17 protein-coding genes, 1 tRNA gene and 1 riboswitch are annotated in these 17,212 nt (G+C 57.8%); of the genes, 7 read left to right on the top strand and 11 right to left on the bottom strand.

What is annotated here, in order from left to right; genetic code table 11:
- Positions 1 to 5 precede the first annotated feature (5 nt).
- From secG to ssuE, 3 genes are all read right to left on the bottom strand, one after another.
- The gene (secG, locus tag ACVWXE_RS00320) at positions 6 to 245 is read right to left on the bottom strand and encodes a preprotein translocase subunit SecG (RefSeq protein WP_011433676.1); all 240 of its coding nucleotides are present in this window, start codon (positions 243 to 245) and stop codon (positions 6 to 8) included.
- 289 nt (positions 246 to 534) lie between these two features.
- Positions 535 to 708 (bottom strand): DUF4278 domain-containing protein, encoded by a 174-nt coding sequence (locus ACVWXE_RS00315; protein WP_083757650.1) that lies wholly within the window; start codon positions 706 to 708, stop codon positions 535 to 537.
- Between the two features lie 79 nt (positions 709 to 787).
- Positions 788 to 869, bottom strand: a riboswitch (Glutamine riboswitch).
- Positions 870 to 1,101: 232 nt separating this feature from the next.
- Positions 1,102 to 1,629: an NADPH-dependent FMN reductase gene (gene ssuE, locus ACVWXE_RS00310; RefSeq protein ID WP_414331394.1), complete on the bottom strand. Its 528-nt coding sequence runs from the start codon at positions 1,627 to 1,629 to the stop codon at positions 1,102 to 1,104.
- Positions 1,630 to 1,863: 234 nt separating this feature from the next.
- On the opposite strand from ssuE, the gene ACVWXE_RS00305 reads away from it, so the two are divergent.
- Positions 1,864 to 1,935 (top strand) — tRNA-Gly (locus tag ACVWXE_RS00305).
- A 143-nt stretch (positions 1,936 to 2,078) separates the two neighbouring features.
- Positions 2,079 to 2,522, top strand: coding sequence for a DUF29 domain-containing protein (locus tag ACVWXE_RS00300; protein ID WP_457489293.1), 444 nt, complete (start codon positions 2,079 to 2,081; stop codon positions 2,520 to 2,522).
- A gap of 17 nt (positions 2,523 to 2,539) precedes the next feature.
- On the opposite strand, the gene ACVWXE_RS00295 is transcribed toward ACVWXE_RS00300, so the two are convergent.
- The 4 genes from ACVWXE_RS00295 to ACVWXE_RS00280 form a co-directional block, all read right to left on the bottom strand.
- Complete coding sequence (locus ACVWXE_RS00295) at positions 2,540 to 3,694, bottom strand: RNA-guided endonuclease InsQ/TnpB family protein (protein WP_457489292.1); 1,155 nt, start codon at positions 3,692 to 3,694, stop codon at positions 2,540 to 2,542.
- 120 nt (positions 3,695 to 3,814) lie between these two features.
- Positions 3,815 to 4,690, bottom strand: a complete 876-nt coding sequence (gene nusB / locus ACVWXE_RS00290) for a transcription antitermination factor NusB (RefSeq protein WP_414331399.1) — start codon at positions 4,688 to 4,690, stop codon at positions 3,815 to 3,817.
- Between the two features lie 119 nt (positions 4,691 to 4,809).
- Positions 4,810 to 6,969, bottom strand: coding sequence for an ATP-dependent helicase (locus ACVWXE_RS00285; protein ID WP_457489291.1), 2,160 nt, complete (start codon positions 6,967 to 6,969; stop codon positions 4,810 to 4,812).
- Between the two features lie 11 nt (positions 6,970 to 6,980).
- Positions 6,981 to 7,841 carry a Cof-type HAD-IIB family hydrolase gene (locus tag ACVWXE_RS00280; protein WP_414330353.1) on the bottom strand — a complete coding sequence of 287 codons (861 nt, stop codon included), beginning with the start codon at positions 7,839 to 7,841 and terminating at the stop codon, positions 6,981 to 6,983.
- Between the two features lie 501 nt (positions 7,842 to 8,342).
- Here ACVWXE_RS00280 and ACVWXE_RS00275 point away from each other — a divergent pair.
- From ACVWXE_RS00275 to ACVWXE_RS00260, 4 genes are all read left to right on the top strand, one after another.
- The gene (locus ACVWXE_RS00275) at positions 8,343 to 9,293 is read left to right on the top strand and encodes a DUF1517 domain-containing protein (RefSeq protein WP_457489290.1); all 951 of its coding nucleotides are present in this window, start codon (positions 8,343 to 8,345) and stop codon (positions 9,291 to 9,293) included.
- Positions 9,294 to 9,375: 82 nt separating this feature from the next.
- Complete coding sequence (locus ACVWXE_RS00270) at positions 9,376 to 10,131, top strand: hypothetical protein (protein ID WP_457404281.1); 756 nt, start codon at positions 9,376 to 9,378, stop codon at positions 10,129 to 10,131.
- Positions 10,132 to 10,207: 76 nt separating this feature from the next.
- Positions 10,208 to 10,978, top strand: a complete 771-nt coding sequence (locus ACVWXE_RS00265; RefSeq protein ID WP_457489289.1) for a peptidylprolyl isomerase — start codon at positions 10,208 to 10,210, stop codon at positions 10,976 to 10,978.
- A 106-nt stretch (positions 10,979 to 11,084) separates the two neighbouring features.
- Positions 11,085 to 11,810: a HEAT repeat domain-containing protein gene (locus ACVWXE_RS00260; RefSeq protein ID WP_457489288.1), complete on the top strand. Its 726-nt coding sequence runs from the start codon at positions 11,085 to 11,087 to the stop codon at positions 11,808 to 11,810.
- Between the two features lie 446 nt (positions 11,811 to 12,256).
- On the opposite strand, the gene bchM is transcribed toward ACVWXE_RS00260, so the two are convergent.
- A complete protein-coding gene (bchM, locus tag ACVWXE_RS00255) occupies positions 12,257 to 12,922 on the bottom strand; it encodes a magnesium protoporphyrin IX methyltransferase (protein ID WP_457404286.1) in 666 nt (221 codons plus the stop codon).
- Positions 12,923 to 13,076: 154 nt separating this feature from the next.
- On the opposite strand from bchM, the gene ACVWXE_RS00250 reads away from it, so the two are divergent.
- Positions 13,077 to 13,574, top strand: a complete 498-nt coding sequence (locus ACVWXE_RS00250) for a hypothetical protein (protein WP_457489287.1) — start codon at positions 13,077 to 13,079, stop codon at positions 13,572 to 13,574.
- Positions 13,575 to 13,616: 42 nt separating this feature from the next.
- Here the strand turns inward: ACVWXE_RS00250 and ACVWXE_RS00245 are convergent, their stop codons facing one another.
- The 3 genes from ACVWXE_RS00245 to ACVWXE_RS00235 form a co-directional block, all read right to left on the bottom strand.
- The gene (locus ACVWXE_RS00245; RefSeq protein ID WP_457489286.1) at positions 13,617 to 14,594 is read right to left on the bottom strand and encodes a D-alanine--D-alanine ligase family protein; all 978 of its coding nucleotides are present in this window, start codon (positions 14,592 to 14,594) and stop codon (positions 13,617 to 13,619) included.
- A gap of 69 nt (positions 14,595 to 14,663) precedes the next feature.
- Positions 14,664 to 15,947, bottom strand: coding sequence for a cell division protein FtsZ (ftsZ, locus tag ACVWXE_RS00240; RefSeq protein WP_457404294.1), 1,284 nt, complete (start codon positions 15,945 to 15,947; stop codon positions 14,664 to 14,666).
- A 626-nt stretch (positions 15,948 to 16,573) separates the two neighbouring features.
- Positions 16,574 to 17,149, bottom strand: coding sequence for an ureidoglycolate lyase (locus tag ACVWXE_RS00235; RefSeq protein ID WP_457404296.1), 576 nt, complete (start codon positions 17,147 to 17,149; stop codon positions 16,574 to 16,576).
- Between the last annotated feature and the right edge of the window lie 63 nt (positions 17,150 to 17,212).

The raw sequence follows: 17,212 nt of genomic DNA, 5'->3' as shown, positions 1-17,212 counted from the left end.
GATCCCTATGGCCCTGTGGCTGCCGAGAGCCAGCCCGCCCCCAACACCACGCTGATGGAGAGGAAAAGGGTCGCTACCGTCCAGGTGATGCGGTTGAGGTTTTGCTCAGCACTCTTGGAGCTGGAGAACAGCTGGGCCTGCCCGCCAATGCCCGCCAACCCATCCCCCTTAGGGCTGTGCAGCAGCACCAAGATCACCAGCAAGATGGCCGAAGCCGACCAGAGAAACTCGAAAAACGCTTCCATCGCAGCGGATCCCTGTAGGGCAAGTTGCTAAGGCCATTATCGCTTGGAACCTCATCTTAGCGCACCCTGCCTCGGCATCGCTCCCATTTCAAACTCAACTCGTTCAAACTCAACTCGGCAGGCCCAGACCCATCTACTTGCTTCTCAGGTGGAACGGGTGCTGCTCCTTCTGGGGGTGTTGCTTTGCCTCAAAAAACGACCCCAAACGGGGCCGCTCGGTCTTTTCCGAATCTCTATGGAGATCTCCAGTGGATCCCCACCTCACCTACAAGGGCAAACAGTATTCACCTCAGTAGCTTACGCCCCGGTAGGTCAGGGGCTGATGAGGGTGAGGCATCGCTTTCTTGCTGGTGTGGTGCACACAGAAGGTTTGACCGCGATACTGAGCTTGCAACTCCTCATCGCTGAGCTGAGTATGCGCAGGAACGTAGTCAAAGGTGTTGCCACGGAAAGAGAGTTTCATATATCGCCTCCATCAACGAAGGGTTGAGTTTGTTGTCGTTGGGCCCTACGCCACGGAAAGAGTGGCGCGATTCAGTTGAGGCGCGTTCCTTCGGGAAGACCCCTACTTCCGTCTCTGCACAGCTCCAGGCCACTGGTGAGCCAACTGCAGAGATGAACGATTTATCCTATGTCTGTATCATAACTTACGGTTTTGCAGGTTTTTTGGGGGATTTATAGAAATTTAATCCGGCCATACCCGCAAAAGGGATCCCTTGCTGTCGGCTCTTCCGCGGCTTCTCGGGCCTGACTGGGCAATCACCTATGCACTTTTCGGAATAGATTGCCGCAACCGGTTCCGGGCCCAGGGCACCAATCCCGTATTCGGCCAGTCTCCGCAAAATTCTGATTTCTTCTATTTCACCGCCTGCGCAAGTGCCTGCAGCCCTGCTCGCAGACGTTCCTCGATGTCGGCCTCTAGCTGTAGTGTTCCGGCAGCGTCCAACTGAATTTGAGAACTCAGGATATAAACCCCTCTCAGGATGTGGGTTGCCCCCATCACCGCCAGCACAGGTTTCATCGCAAAGTCGATGGACAGCAGATGGGCCAGGGTTCCCCCGGTGGCAATGGGGAGAATCACTTTACCGGTAAAGGCGTCTTGATCCAGCAAATCCAGCAGTGCCTTCAACACACCTGGATAGGAGGCTTTGTAAACGGGAGCAGAGATGACGATCCCGGTAGCTTGGGCCACCTTTTGCTGAATTGCCTTGAGTTGAGGGCTATCGAACTTGGCCAGTGCCAGATCCTCTGGGGGCAAATCCCGCACCGAAACAAACTGAGTGGTCAATCCCAGATCGGACAGGATCCCGGCAGCGTGATGTAAAACGGCTTCTGAGCGAGAAGGAGTGCTGGGACTACCGGAGAGCAGGAGGATGCTGGACATAGGCCGCAGACAGAATACTGTCTCAGTTGTACCAGGGATCCCACGTGAAAGATGATTAACCCACTCTCGCCCTGCCCCAGCATGCACGATAGCTTTGTCTCTCGACGTCATTCCCTGCTGGTCAAATTGCGGGCAAAATATGCCCCCCCAACTCCCCACCTACTCAAGGGGTCGGGAACGTGATAGGTTAGATTCAGCAAGGGTTTCAGCTTGCTAAACTTGAGATTGATTTACGCGGGCGTAGTTCAGTGGTAGAACGCTAGCTTCCCAAGCTGGATGTCGTGAGTTCGAGTCTCATCGCCCGCTTTCCCCAACCAACCGGCAAAACCCGCTTTCCGCAAGCATTCCCGGACTTGGCCTAGTCCGGGAAATCAATGAGCTCAAGGTAAAAAGGGGTAGTTCGGGGTCAGTAAGATCTCCTTGGCCAGTGCCCAGTTAGGCAATGAAGCATGCAACTTTACGAGTACGACTTCTATGCCTGGACGCAAAAGCAAGCCGCACTGCTGAAATCGGGGCAGTGGGATCAACTGGATATCGCCAACTTGGTGGAGGAAATCGAGGCTTTGGGCAGGCAAGAACGCCGGGAATTGCTGCACCGGCTGGGGATCCTGGTAGGGCATTTGCTGAAGTGGCAATTGCAACCCCACCTGCGAGGCAAAAGTTGGCGGGCAACGATTACCGAACAACGCCGCCAGATCCAGCGATTGCTCAGAGACAGTCCCAGCCTCAAGCCCGATCTTTCGGCAGCCCTGCAAGAGGCTCACCAGGACGGGATCCTGTTGGTGGTGAGAGAAACACCATTGTCTGAAGCAGATCTGCCTGCCCAGTGTCCCTACACATTTGAGCAGGTGATGGATCCCGACTTTTACCCTGGCACGGAAGATCCCCAGTAAACTACCCGACACCCGCGCTATGCGCAGAGTGCAGGCTTTATCCCAATCCCTAGCGGCCCCAGAGGACAGCTAAGTTTCGGAATTTCAGGCGAGTTTACAGTTGCCCCAAGGAGAGAGATTACTTGAGCAGCGTTATGGTCAGCATCCCCTTCCCACCCACAATGCCCACACTTGAACGACTTGCCACTGCGGTAGGACTTGCCCTGCTCAGGGTGGATGTGCAGGCATTTGTGGCAGGTCTGACTGGTGTAGGCAGGCGGCACCAGCACCACAGGCACTCCAGCAATGGCAGCCTTGTAGGCTACAAACATCCTGAGCTGGTAGAACGCCCAGTTGTTAGTCCTGCGCCGCTCAGCTTTACTCCGAGGTTTCTGATTCAGACACTCTCGAATGCCTGTCAAGTCCTCAAAAGCCAGTGCCGCACCAATAGCCTGGGCATCCTTGACCAAGGTTTTGCTGATGTTATGGTTCAGCCATGTCTGGTAGCGTCGTTCTCTCCCAGAGAGCCTTCTCAGCAGCCTCCTAGAGCTGCAAGTGCGTTTGGATTGAACCTTGGCGCGTACACGGCTGAACCGGTCACGGACGGCCTGGATGTGTTCTCCACTCCAAGAGCGTCCGTTGCTAGCGGTAGCTATATCCCGCCTGCCCAAGTCAACTCCGATTACCTTGGGAGTCTTGCCAGTCGGGGGAGTGTCCAACTCAACCGCAATGTTGATGTAGTACTCCCCTTGCTTGGTCTTGGACAGAGTAGCACTGGTGGGTGTTTGCCCCCGCAGCAAAGCGATTTGATAACCGCCAATCTTGAGCTTGAGCCAAACCCGTCCGCTCATCAGGGTCACGCCCACGGCTTGGTCGGACTCTCGGTACTTAAAAGTACGAGCGTCCAAAGTCAGACTGGTGGGGCGGAACTTGTGGACTTGCTTCACCGCCTTGGCGTTACTAATCACCCGGCGGAGCGCCTGACAGACGTGGTTGGCTTTCAGCCCCGTTGCTGCTCTTACCGGTCGATAGACCAAGTGGTGCAGCTTGGTGGTGTTCCAGCAGTTCTTTTGTTTGGCGGTATTGAGAATCTGGTTGCAAGCATTCGCAAAGCCCTGCAAGGTGCGGTCAATTTCTTGACGCAACTCTTGTGGGACTATCAGCTTGCAACGTACAGAGATAGTCTGGCTCATGGGCTTATTGTAGTTTATCCAGACTTTTGACCAGCAAACCTATAAGGAGGCGGGCTTTCCTCCCGACACCAAGCCTGCGGCTATGGTGCGGGCCTCCAGCCCGAAAATTTGGTGATCTGCTCAGCCCCCGGAACCAGAACCAGGGAGGGAGGGATCCCGACCCCGGTGGGTCTCCATCTGGCTGTCCACTACCCGTCGCAGCACTCCGTTGACGAAAGCGGCGGCCTCAGGATCCCCGTATTTTTTGGCCAATTCTACAGCTTCGTTGATGGCAACCTTCACGGGGCTGCTGGCCAGTATTTCCATCTCCACCACCGCCAGGCGCAGGATATCTCGTTCGATCCGACCAACCCGCTGCAATTGCCAACCCACCAAAGCCTTTTGCAAACGAGCATCAATCGCCTCCTTGTGGGTTCGCAGGGCAGTTAACAGTTGCAAAGCGTAGGCGCGCACTTCTTGGGATTGGGCAATGTACAACAGTTCCGGCATGGACAGGGCAACGCCCACCCGGTTGACTGCTCTTTGGGACAACTGGACAACCTCATCCAAGATGTGGCGGACGCTGTGCAGCCGCTGTTCCAGGTGTTCTAAGGCTTGGCCGGCGTTGCCGAGGGCCACTTGCACCTGCTGGATTAGCTCCAGCAATTCCCCCCGTAAGGCATTGGGGTCAGGAACGTCCGCCTCCTTCAGAGTGATTTCCAGGCGCTGCAGGTGTCGTTGGGCCTGCTGAAGGCGGAGGGTGACGGAGCGGGATCCACCCTCTTCCTTGGGATCCGAATCGGCCAACAATAGAGGATCGCTCTCGTGCAACAAACGGTCGCTGCGCTGGATTTCCGCCGCCGCTGTGGAGAGGGTTTCATGGGTCTCTTCACTCAGGGCGCGGATGGCTGCCAGCAGCAAGTCCTCCAGTTGTTTTTCGCTCAGTTTGGCCGCCGTGGCTGGCAGTTGATTGACCCCCAGCAGGGCCAGTTCGCGGGCAATACGCCGAGGTTGCATTGCAGAATATCCATAGCTTCTGAAAGACTGCCCCATTGCCGCAAGGCGGCGCGCAAGCGCTATCGGGCTTAGCCATGCTAGCAGGTTGCCAATCCATGAAGAACGAGAGACTCACCCGGTCAACCGGCCCTAAAACTGCGACTTAACACCCGAAACACCAAAGATGAACTCTGCTCTGTGCCAAAGCGAGATTGGCTGGATACCGAGAGGGTGAGCCGTCGTTTGCTGCGGGTGATGCCCACATACAGCAGCCGCAGCCGCTCCGCTGCCAAATCCAAAAAGGCTTGCTTAGTGGCCGAGTCGGCCTGCAGCTCCCAGCCGCCTTTGGGGCTGAGCTGTCGCAACTGAGCCAGGGCCTCTGCCTGCATATCCACTTCATCCAAAAACTTCAGCCCCAGGGTTCGCTCCCCGTACTGGGTGGGAAACTCGTAGGCCGACACCTGGGGGATGAACACCTGATCCCATTCCAGCCCCTTGGCCCGATGCAGAGTCGTGACAGTGATGCTGCCCGGCTCGGGGTCGAAGGCGAAGATCTCCGAAGGCAAGTTGTTGAGGCGGTGATCCAGAATCACTTGAAATTCTTGGGCGATCTCCTGCCAATCGGTTTCGGGCAGGGATCCCAGCACCTGCTCCAGCTGATCGATTACATAGCGACCCACAAACAGCTCTTCCGGCTTGCGGTAGAGGCTTTGAACGATCACATTCAGCACCTCCGGCCAAGGGGAGCGCCCGGCCCGCAACCAAGCCCCCAGAGTGCGCAGCAGCTTGCCCAAGTTTTGCCAAGAGGGACCATCGGGCAGAGTGGGAGCCTCACCAAAGTTGGGAAATAGCAGCCGCTCCGGCAGAGAGGCGCGGATCCAGCTCAACATCGGTCCCAGTTCAGCACGTGGGATCCCCGCCCAATCCGCCAAGCAATCCACAGCAGCAGCCAAGCGAGTGGGGGCAGTGGGCTGGGCAAACCAGTCGATGATTCCCTTGAGCTGCAACAACACCCGCCGCTGACTGGGACTGCCCCGCAACAGATCGATCACCCGCTCCGCTCCCATTTCCTGGAGATAGCTGAGGGCCTTGCCCCCCATTTCGTTGGTGGTGACCAGAATGGCCACCGTTTGGCCGGGAAAAGCTTGGGCGGCTGCAATGGCCTGCCGCGCCACCTGTTGCAGCTCCTCCTCCGGGGATCCGACAACCCGCAGAAAGTCCACACCACCCTCGCTGGCCGGGGGGTTTTGGCCACCGGAGGTGGCCAGTTGAATGGGCTGGGGGGCCAGAGCGGTGCGCAAAGCCGGGATGGGGTGCTGCTGATTCACCCACTCCACCAGGCGGTTGGCCAAAGCGATGATCTGGGGGGCACTGCGGCTGGATTCATCCAAAAGCACCACCTGAGGACTGGCCTGGCAAAAGGCGCGAAACAGCCGCGGCTCGGCGCTGGTAAAGGTGCCCATGATGCTCTGGTTGGGATCCCCCACCCGCACCAGGTTGCCGGTGCGTTGGCTGAGCAGCCGCAGCAGCTCTTCCTGCAGGGGGGAACTGTCTTGGGCCTCATCCTCGAACAGGTAGTCGTACCAGTTCTGCACCTGCTCCCGCAGCTCCGGACTGCCCTCGATCAAATCCACTGCTTGCCAGCCCAGGTCGTCGTAGTCTAACTTGGCCAGGCGACGCAATTCCGCTTGATAACCGGCGTAGATGGGAGCAGCCCAGCCCAGATAGCCCTCGCTGGGGATCACTTCTGGCCCCAGGCGCAGATTCTTGGCCCTGCTGATGACCACCTGCACCATCTGCTGGAAACTGCGCCGGAACTGGGCTCGGTTTTGGGCGATCTTTTGCGGGTTGTTGTCGCCGGGGATCAGCGGCTCCCAGAGCTGAGTATGGCGGACGAGCCAAGCGCGGCACAGGCGGCTGAGCAACCGCTCCTGTTCGTATCCCTCCAAAATAGACAGCTCCTCCCAACGGCTGGGGGCCTCCCGCAACACCCGCAACGACAAAGAATGCAGGGTAAAGGCCTGGGTAAAGCGATCCGGATACCCCGCCCGTTGCAAACGTTGATTGATGCGGCTGATCAAGTTGCCCCGCGCCGAACGCATGTAGGTGAACACCCCGATGCGCTCCGGTGGGATCCCCCGATTGAGAATTAAATCGGCGATCAACAGCTCCAGAATAAAGGTCTTGCCGCTCCCCGGAACGGCGGCGATCCCCAGCGGCCCCGATTGGTAGGCCAACGCCTGTTGCTGCGCCGGACGCAGGGTGACCTCAGGAAAGGGAGAAGAAGCCAGACCCAGCATGGGATCCCTGCCTAGCTGAGGATGAAGGTCTCGATGGCTGCCGCCACCCCGTCTTCTGCCACAGGAGGGGCAATCCAATCGGCATGGGGCAACAGAGCAGGCGAGGCATTTCCCATCGCCACCCCGATCCCCGCATACCGCAGCATCTCGATGTCGTTGTCGCCATCGCCAATGGCCATCACCTGCTCCGCCGACAACCCCAGCATTTCCTCGGCCAAAAAACGAACGGCATTGCCCTTGTTCACCGCCGGATGGGTAGCCTCGAGAAAAATCGGCTCTGAACGGGTGAGGTAGAGCTGGTCAGGGGAATACCGCCGCCGCAGGGATCCCTGCAATTCCTGCAGGAACTCGGTATCCTCAGAAACAGCCAGGATCTTGGTGGGGCTTCGTCCGTATTGGGCGGAAGAGAACATCTGGAACGGCACCTGAGAGCGCTCAGCATAGGCCTGACTGAGAGGGCTCAGCTCCCGTAAGTAGAGCTGGTCATCGATGTAGAGGTGAACCCCCACCGGCTGATCCTGCAACGCTTGCAACAACTCCTCGGCCAGCGGCCAGTCCAGGCTCCAGTGCTTTAGGGTCTTTTGGCTGTCGGGATCCCGAATTAAAGCCCCCTGGTAGCTGCATAGGGGCATATCGGCCCCAATCGCGTAGTGGAACCGCTCGGCAGAACGATGCATGCGACCCGTAGCGATGGCTACTCGCACCCCTGCTGCTTTGGCCTTCTGAATGGCCTCCCGAACCGGCTCTGAAACCTGGTTGGAAGGCCCGGCAATCGTGCCATCGATATCCACCACCAACAGCCGAATCTGGGCACGGGGTGGAGAAGATGCCCGCTCTCTTTCCTCGGCTTGGACGTTAGCCTGAGTTTGCATTGCTGTTGTTTGCCCTGATACATTTACGCTGAACACTGCTGAACATCACTGTTCAACTATGCAGCGATAGCATTCTGTTTGTTTCCATTCGCGTTAGCGGGACGGAGTCCAAACAGAATGGCGGTATCCCGCAAAGCTTTGAGTAGAATACCCAAAGCGCAGTTTCCGTGTCGTCTTACTACCAATTTTCTGCTTTGCTTTGGCTACCATGTTGGCAGACTCGAAAGTAAACAGAAAGATCAACTAGTAGTAATCCGTACTGAACATATTATACATTATTTTCAGTATAGTTGAGCTTATTATTGACTAGAGTCATGCTCCTGGCAACCTTCCAGACCGTAGCATGGCTCTGCCTCGATTGGTTGACGGTCATTGGCCGGCTCAGTACACAAAGAATCAACACAGAAGAATTGAACAAGTGAGATGGCCGGGTGGGGGATCGGTTTCCGCCCCTATTCCCGCCAACGAGAAAGCGTAGAATTAAGAAAGACTAGCCCCGTGATGGACGAAAACATTGTGATCATGCTGAAACGAATCGGTCGCGTCTGCCGGCCTCTGCTGGCTATTGCCCTGGCCTTGACCTTGGCCCTGGCTCCCATAGGCGCTGTTTGGGCACGCAGTGGCGGTCGCATTGGCGGCGGATCTTTCCGGTCTCCGACGTTCTCTGCCCCCCGCTCGATTGGCCCGCACTACTCAGCTCCTGTCTACCCCAGCTATGGAGGCGGCTTTGGTTTTCCGCTGCTGGTGCCCTTTTTCTGGGGAGGGGGTGGCGGCCTGCTGACGCTGCTGCTCTTGGTTGGGGCAGGTAGCTTTTTGGTGCAGACGCTGCGCTCGGGGATCAGATCCGAAGAAGGGGACGATAGCATCGGGGTTCGCGATCCCCAGGTAACTGTTGCGCAGGTAAAAGTGGGACTGCTGGCCAGCGCCCGGCAACTGCAAAAAGACATGAACGCCCTGGCTCTGGAGGCGGATACTCAGTCGCCAGAAGGGCTGAGCCAACTGTTGCAAGAGGTCACCCTTGGCTTGATGCGCTACAGCGACTACTGGGCCTATGGCCATGCCCAAGCGGAGAAGCTGCCCCTCTCCCGCGCCGAATCCCTGTTCTATCAAGCCTCTTTACAAGAACGGAGCAAGTTCAGCGTCGAAAGCCTCAGCAACCGCAACAACCAGATCCAACAAGTCTCCCAAGCGGCGCTGCAGCGATCTGCTGCTGGGATCCCAGATGTTGGCGAGTACCTGCTGGTAACTCTACTGGTTGCGTATCGTGGTAACTTGGGTACACTACCTGTAGTTAACTCCATGGCGGATCTGCGGCAGTGCCTGTTGCAGCTGGCTTCGATTCCGGCAGATCGGATTGTGGCCATCGAAGTGCTGTGGACGCCGCAGTTGGAGGGAGACACCCTGTCGGCAGAGGCGCTGTTGACCGAGTACCCGGAAATGCGGCTCCTCTGAGAGCCTTTGGGCGATAGACGGCAACTGTTGGCTGAGTGTCTCAACTCCTCGGGATCCCCGCCGCTCAGGCTAGGGAGGTTGTATGTCCGGGTTAGATGCTTCAGCGGGCAGAGGCCGTCGTTCCCCTTGGGCATGGTCTGGCCAAGTCAAGCAGGCAGATTCTCTGTTGGATGAGCTGTTCGAGGATTTGGAGAACAGCTTGGAAGAGGGGCTGTCAGAAGCCGGCGAATATCCTTACCTCGGCACACGGCCCCCACTGCCTTCCCGGCGCTTCTCTGCTGCCGGAGGATTACTGCTGGGTATGGCTTTGGCCGCTACCTTGGTGGCAGGGCTGGCTTTTTGGATGACCCTGCGCCCGCGGGCGGTGGTTTTTTCGCAGGCCACTCGGGATCCCTTGGCTGAGGCACCCAATTCTTCCCATTCCGATGCTCACCAGGAGCCCTTGCTTCCCACTGCTGCTGATGTGGATGAAAACCCCAAAGCTCCACCTGAGGATTCTGCAAAGGCTGTCTTGGTCGAACCGGCAAAACCGCCGACTGTTGCCGCTCCTCTTGCTTCAAGAGGGGCTGGTCTTCCCTCTCCCCCCAGGGTACCTGCGCCTCCGGTGCCAGCGCGGATCCCACCCCAGCCTGTGCCGCAGATGAAGCTGGTGGGATTGATCCACGATCCAGGTGCCCCCAAGGCTCTGATCTTGATCGACAACGTAGTACGTCAGGTGGCTGTTGGCCATGCGGTGAAAGCAGAGTGGCGGGTTACCTCCATCAGCCCCTACGGTGTGAGGGTGAGCAATGGTGCTCAAAGCGTTACCTTGCAGTTGGGGCTGTCGCAGCGGATCTGAATCACCTGGATAGGGATCCCTGCTGGGTTGAGCAGCGCCTGGAGGGTGGGAGATTGGATTGAAGGAGAAGGGGCAGATGAAATTCGCCAAGCTGGGGCGAATGAGCCGCTGCAGAGTGGGAGTGGGCTTAGTTCTGGGATACCTCTGTCTCGGGCTGTTGGCTTGTCGCAGCACACCCCCCCTCTCAGAATCCCCCTCTGGGATCCCGGCGGCCTATGCTGACCGCCCGCAACTGCAAGGGGAGGCAGTGGTGGAGCTGGAGGTGCAAACTGCTGAGGGGGTAGGCAAGGTGATCCTGGAGATCCACGGGGAAGCGGCACCCCTGACCGGCGGCCAGTTCGTGGATTTGGTTCAGCGGGGCTTTTACAATGGCCTCACCTTCCATCGGGTGGAAAAGGATCCGCAGCCTTTTGTGGTGCAGGGTGGGGATCCCCGTGGTGACGGCACAGGGGGTGCAACAGAGCCGGGGAGCAACCGCCTGCGCACCATCCCCCTGGAAATTCAGCTGCGTGGGGAACCCTACCCCCGCTACAACACCTTGATCCAGGATCCCGCTGCTCTGAGTAAGCTGCTCTTGCCCCATCGCTTGGGGGCGGTGGCCATGGCCCGTTCCAGCCCACTTGACTCGGCCTCTTCCCAGTTTTACATCACCCTCGCTGCTCTGCCGATTTTGGATGGGCGCTATGCCGTGTTCGGCTACGTCATCGAGGGGATGGAGTGGGTGGATCGCCTGCAGGTGGGAGATGTGATCCGCTCGGCGCGGGTGCTGGAAGGAGCGGACTTGCTCAGGGTTCCGGGATCCCACTCGGAAAGAGCAGATCAGGCAGAGGATCCCGGCGGTTTATGATAGGCAGCAACTCTGCTGCTGGTTTGGTTGTTGTGGCTCTGGCTTTTGTCGTGGGGAAGGGAGAGTTTTGCGCTCGCCCCCTCCGCCAACATCTGGGCACCCCTTCATGCAAGAAGACGCTTTTTCTCCCCTGGAGCCCCTAGACGAGCTGCCACCTCACTCGCCGCCGGAGGTGGATGTGGAGCTGATGCTGCAGCAGTTGCAGGATCCGGATCCCTATTTGCGGATGCAGGCGGCCCGCGCTTTTTGTGAGATCGAAGAACCCCGCGCCGTTAAACCCCTGCTGGCCCTAGTCCGGGATCCCTGCCCGTTGGTGCGGGTGGGAGCAGCCTATGCCCTAGGTCGGAATCCGGATCCCGCTGAGGTGGAGGTGCTGATCGAGGGCTTGCGCTGGGATTGGAACGGCTATGTGCGCAAAGGTTTGGTGTGGGCGTTGGGCAATGCCAAGGATCCGCGCGCCTACCCGGTGTTGCTGGAAGTGTTGGCCGGGGATATCGCGGCAGTGCGATTGTGGGCTGCCAGTGCCCTCGGACAATTGGCTCAGGCGCAAGTGTTGCCCGGCCCGGCATTGCATGAGGTGGCCGCAGCTCTCTGCCGGGGTTTGGCTCAAGATCCAATCGCGGCGGTACGCGGCAACTGTGCCTGGAGCTTAGGGATCCTGGGGCAACAGGTGAAACTGGCTCTCGAGGATCCCGTTGTTTACACGATGCTAACAAGGCAATTGCTGACCAGCGCCAGTCGCGATCCCGATTGGGGGGTGCGGGATGACGCGCGGCTTGCCCTACAAAAGTTGGCGGATCCCGATTTGCTGGAGCATGACTCTAGTCAATAATAAGCTCAACTATACTGAAAATAATGTATAATATGTTCAGTGCGGATTACTACCAGTTGATCTTTCTGTTTACTTTCGAGTCTGCCAACATGGTAGCCAAAGCAAAGCAGAAAATTGGTAGTAAGACGACACGGAAACTGCGCTTTGGGTATTCTACTCAAAGCTTTGCGGGATACCGCCATTCTGTTTGGACTCCGTCCCGCTAACGCGAATGGAAACAAACAGAATGCTATCGCTGCATAGTTGAACAGTGATGTTCAGCAGTGTTCAGCGTAAATGTATCAGCAACTGGATAACCTCAGCTGATCGTTATAGTCATTTTTAAACTAGATTGAGACACTCCCCAAGCATTCCACGCTGCTGCCCCTACTCCCAGCCTCGGTGCCAGAGGGAGAGGGGAGCTAGACGAAAATGTTTCATTCCCGTTTAACGAACCAGATCGAGTGTCACCGAACCAGATCGAGGAGCCAAGCAAAGTAGAAGCGGCTGCGAATGGTTTGTCGCTGCTGCACTTTCCAGCCCCATTCGGTTAGTTGGCTCACCAAGGTCGCCTCTCGGTGTTGATAGGCGCGGGTGGTTTTGCTGGGGCCGGGGAAGAACTCTCCCACTTTCTTCAGCAGCGTCAGCCAGGGGGTTTTGGGGGCAAAACTGAAGATCAGGCGGGACCGAGCCAGGCGGGTCAGGTGCTTTAGCATGCGCAGGGCCTCGGCTTCAGGGTAGTGGATCATCACATCGAGGCAGATGACGACATCGTATTCCCCTGTCAATTCCTCCAGATCCGAGACCCAAAATTGGGGGTTGTCTGTGGATCCCAGCTCCATTTGCTGGCGGCGGCGTGCTTCGTTCACCATTTGTTCCGAGATGTCGCTGGCGAACACCTGCGCCCCTCTGGTGGCCAAGGGCAAACTGAGGCTGCCCACCCCGCATCCGGCATCACAAATGCGTAAACCGGAGGGATCCCCCAACCACTGCAACACCGTCTCTACCGTGCGGGCATGGCCAAGGCGGATGTCTTTTTGGACGAAATTGACTTCTTCTTCGCCATAGATGCGCCGCCAGCGCTCGAAGCCAACGGAGTTGAAATAATCGCGGACAATGGTTTTTTCCTGCATAGAACTTCCGGCTAGGGATCCGGCGAGAGAAAAGAGGAACGCTCTGCTTTTCTTCGCCAACGCGCATCCCATTCTACCCCGAGGCCCCGTAACCCTCTGCATCGTTGCCCTAGGATTGTATTAGAATTAACTCGCATGCCTTGGATGTTGCCCCATGACCGAAGCTGAGATTGCCCAAGCGTTGCAGGCTCGGTTGGCTGCCCCGGTCAGAATTGCGGTCAAACGCCGCCAAGGTCATCTACACGTTCTTCTGAATCGATCCTCCTCGGCCCGAGTGGACTACCCCCATCTCATGGAACGGGTGCGGGTGGAGCTCAGGGCGTTGGGCTTGCCCGGCTTAGAGCAGGTCACGGTGTACGGGCGTGAGTCGGGACATTCTGAATACGAGTGGGAGCAAACGGCCCCCTTGTTGAACCCGCTGCTGGCCTCAGAAGAAACCACGGTTCTGTTGGAAAAAAAAGGCGACTTCTTGTTGCAGGATCTAACAGTTGTTGCCCCAGATTCGGTCAACTCAAAGCCTGAACCTGCGCCGGAGAATCCTGTCGGGAAAACCGACATAGGCAGCAGGTCCCGCATCTCCTGGGTGTGGCTGGGGGGAGCTGTACTGATTGTTGGAATTGGGGTGATTCTTTTGCTGGTTGCCCTTCTCTGAAAGAGCTGGGTAAAGGTTCTTGTTCTTGTCTTGGGAAAAGCCTCAGGGAGCGTTGCCGAGAGTCGCCGATGAACTTTGAGGATGCCGGGATCCGGTCAATTGGGCTTTTTGCAAGGCATCCTGCAGCATCCGCTCCACCAACTCGGTGAACGTCCACCCCAGAGCTGCCGCCGCATCGGGACAGAGGGAAGTGGGGGTCATGCCGGGCAGTGTATTCACCTCCAACACCCAAGGATTTTCCTCGGGATCCACCCGCAGATCCACCCGCGCCAAGCCTTCGCACCCCAACGCCTGGTAGGCCTTCAGACCTGCCGCCTCACAGCGGGCCAACCCTGCCGGGCTGAGGGAACAGGGGATCAAATGCCGCGAGCCACCGGGTGCGTACTTGGCTTCGTAGTCGTAGAAGTCGCCTTGGGCGGGGATGATCTCAATGGCCGGAAGAACTTGGCCGGACAAGATCGAGAGGGTGATCTCCTTTCCGGGAACATAGCGCTCCAGAAAAATCCGCGACGAGACTGAGCGGGCCAACTCCAGCCCCTGAGCAAATGACCTCTCATCCCGGACAATGCTGATGCCCACCGTCGAGCCGTTGTTGCTAGGCTTAATCACCAGTGGGGATCCCAACTCTGCCGCACAGTCAGCCCAAGTGAGGGGGCTTTGGTCGTCCCAAACCTGCCAATCGGGGGTAGGGATCCCCGCGGCGCGAAAGATCTGCTTGGAGACCAGCTTATCCATGGCCAGAGCACTGGCCAGGGGCCCGGATCCCTGGTAGGGCAGGCCCAGCCAGTCCAGCATTCCCTGTACCACCCCATCCTCGCCACCAGGGCCATGCAAGGCAATCCAAACGAAGTCGCAGCCGGCTTGCCGTTCCTGCCAAAGGCGCAGAGGCAGATCCTCATCTGGGTCGATTACCTTGACCCGATGGCCCAGGTCCTCCAAAGCCCGTTTGCAGACTTTACCCGTTACCCAAGAGACTTGACGTTCTGCCGAACGCCCCCCCGCCAAGACAACAATGTTCATGGCCTAACCCCAAAGCACTCCCCACCCTCAACAACCGGCACCAAGATACCAGCATACCTTCACCCTACCCTACGAAGGGGGCCGCCGGCGGCGCAAGAACTCGGGAATATCTAAGCCTCCAGACATCGGCGGCTCAGGCTCCGGAGGCTGTCGAGGCGGCAGCCCAGAGCCCGTGGGAGTGGGCTTGGGAACCCCCGACTTGTTGGAGGCAGAAACTTTGGTTGCAGCAGGGATGGCGGCTGGACGGGCTTTCTCCTGGAAACCGGTGGCGATGACCGTGATGCGCACTTCCCCCTGCATGCGCTCGTCTTGGACGGTGCCGAAGATGATGTTGGCCTCGGGATCCACTGCCTCGGCGATGATCTCGGCAGCCACCGTGACCTCATGCAAGGACAAATCCGGCCCACCGGTAATGTTGAAGAGGACACCTTTAGCCCCTTCGATGGAGGTTTCCAAAAGCGGCGAAGATACAGCGGTAATGGCAGCCTCGCGGGCGCGGGACTTGCCGGATCCCATGCCAATTCCCATCAAGGCAGAGCCGGCATCGGCCATCACGCTGCGCACATCGGCAAAATCCACATTGATCATGCCGGGAATGAGAATGATATCCGAGATGCCCTGCACCCCCTGCCGCAGCACATCATCAGCAACGCGAAAAGCCTCTTGGACAGGGGTTTGCTCGGAGATCACCGAAAGCAACTTGTCATTGGGAATTACAATCAGGGTATCAACTGCCTCCCGCAGCGCTTGGATCCCTTCCTCGGCCTGCTTGCTGCGGCGTTTGCCCTCAAAGGAAAAAGGCCGTGTCACCACTCCCACCGTCAGGGCACCACTGGCTTTGGCAATTTGGGCGATGACGGGTGCTCCACCCGTGCCCGTGCCTCCCCCCATGCCGGCGGCAATGAAGACCAGATCTGCCCCTTTGATGGCTGCCGATATTTCTTCGCTGGATTCCTCTGCAGCTTTCTGGCCAATGGCCGGGTTACCACCTGCACCCAAGCCTCGAGTCAGCTTCTGCCCAATTTGCAAGCGGTTCACTGCCGAGGACTGGGCAAGGGCCTGCGCATCGGTGTTGACGCTCCAAAACTCGACGCCCACAAGGTTGCTGGCCGCCATCCGACTGACCGCGTTGCCACCCCCACCCCCCACGCCTACAACCTTAATCTTTGCGGCATTGCTCGGCATGATCTCCTCTGGACGATCCGCCGCTCTGGTCTGAGATCCGTTCCTCTCATACTCGGCATGAGAGCCTTCTCCCCTGTGGCGCTCATTCCAATGGGAAGGCGCAGACTGGGCTGAACCCAACCCTTGCCCAGGATTGAGAGGATGGATGTCTGACCAATTGGATGGCATGTCAGCTCTCACAATAACTTAAATTCTGGCAAATATCGAATATGCTAGCTGATTTAATATAGAGCAACTCCCTCCAGATGCCAACGCTGCCGACGTTTGTGAATCTTCCCGCTGAATACGGCCCTCCTAAAGACGCCTGTCGGCAGAATCTCAGGTAGCCTTTCTTGCCTAGAGGCATTTCTCTCTGAACTTGTCTCGAAGCTTTTGTGTGTAAGAATAGGTGTTCTCGAATACTTAGACCCTTGCAGGGGAAGAAGGGTCCAAAGGGAGGTTTCGGTACAAGAGTCTGGCCCTAGTTAAGGCCCAGTTAAGGCGAAGAGTTCCCTATCCAGCCAAAGGCTGATAGAGCGCCACTTTGTAGAACTGAGGCTTTGGCATCCTGTAGAGATTCAGGGATCCGGACTTGCATTCAGCTAGAAATTGCAGGAGCCCCGCACTGTACCCGTAGGGTCGATGTCGGGAGGAATGCTATAATAATGCTGCGGACACCAGAAACGGTTGTTTAAGGCACTGGTAACGGTCGATTGGGGGTGCTGTAAACCACCCCAGAGGCTCGTGGTTGGCTTGCCAACTGCAGGGCTACTAAAAGCCCGCTCCGTACCGCCTAGCGGTTGATGTCGGGTAGTTTACACCAGCTCTAGGTGGATCTCCGCTTTTAGCCGTTGGGGGAGGGAAATTTTGAATACATCCCCCTGATTCATTTCCTGGGCACCTTTCATGCTGGCCAGGGCTTCCACCACTTCTTCGGAGTTGGCGGTTAGCACCACAACGGGGCGCTCGCAGGCAATGGGGAAATCGTGCCACGTGCCGAGGTGCAGCAGCAGCCCATGCCCGGCAGGGAATCGTAGGGCTTGTACTTTGTCGAGATCGGGAGCTTCTTTGGGATGGTTGGGAGGAGCCATCACCATGATGAACGGCTCTTGCCCCAGGCCGACAAACAACTGGGTCATACGCATGTGGCGCTCCAGCCAGAGCACAGGTGGATATCCGGGCAGGATCTTAGCCGTACGGATAACGGCTCTGCCGGTGTATTGAAAGTCGATGTTTTGTCCTTCCAGGACACGCCCCTGATAAAAGGGGATCCCCAGCCCAGGATTGGCCACATCGTCCCCTATAAGTTGGCCGAAGGGTTGCACATTTTCTGGGGTGGCATCCACAATCGGCACCCGGACAACGGTGGTGGCAGTTGCAGTCGTGCTCATGGTTTGCATCCTCGCTCTTGATTGGACTGGGGTCAATTGGATTGGAGTCAGGCTTTCTATCTT

This window comes from Thermostichus sp. MS-CIW-41 (assembly GCF_054058915.1).
Note: the sequence above shows the minus strand (reverse complement) of the source record. Positions and strands in the feature narration are given on the sequence as shown.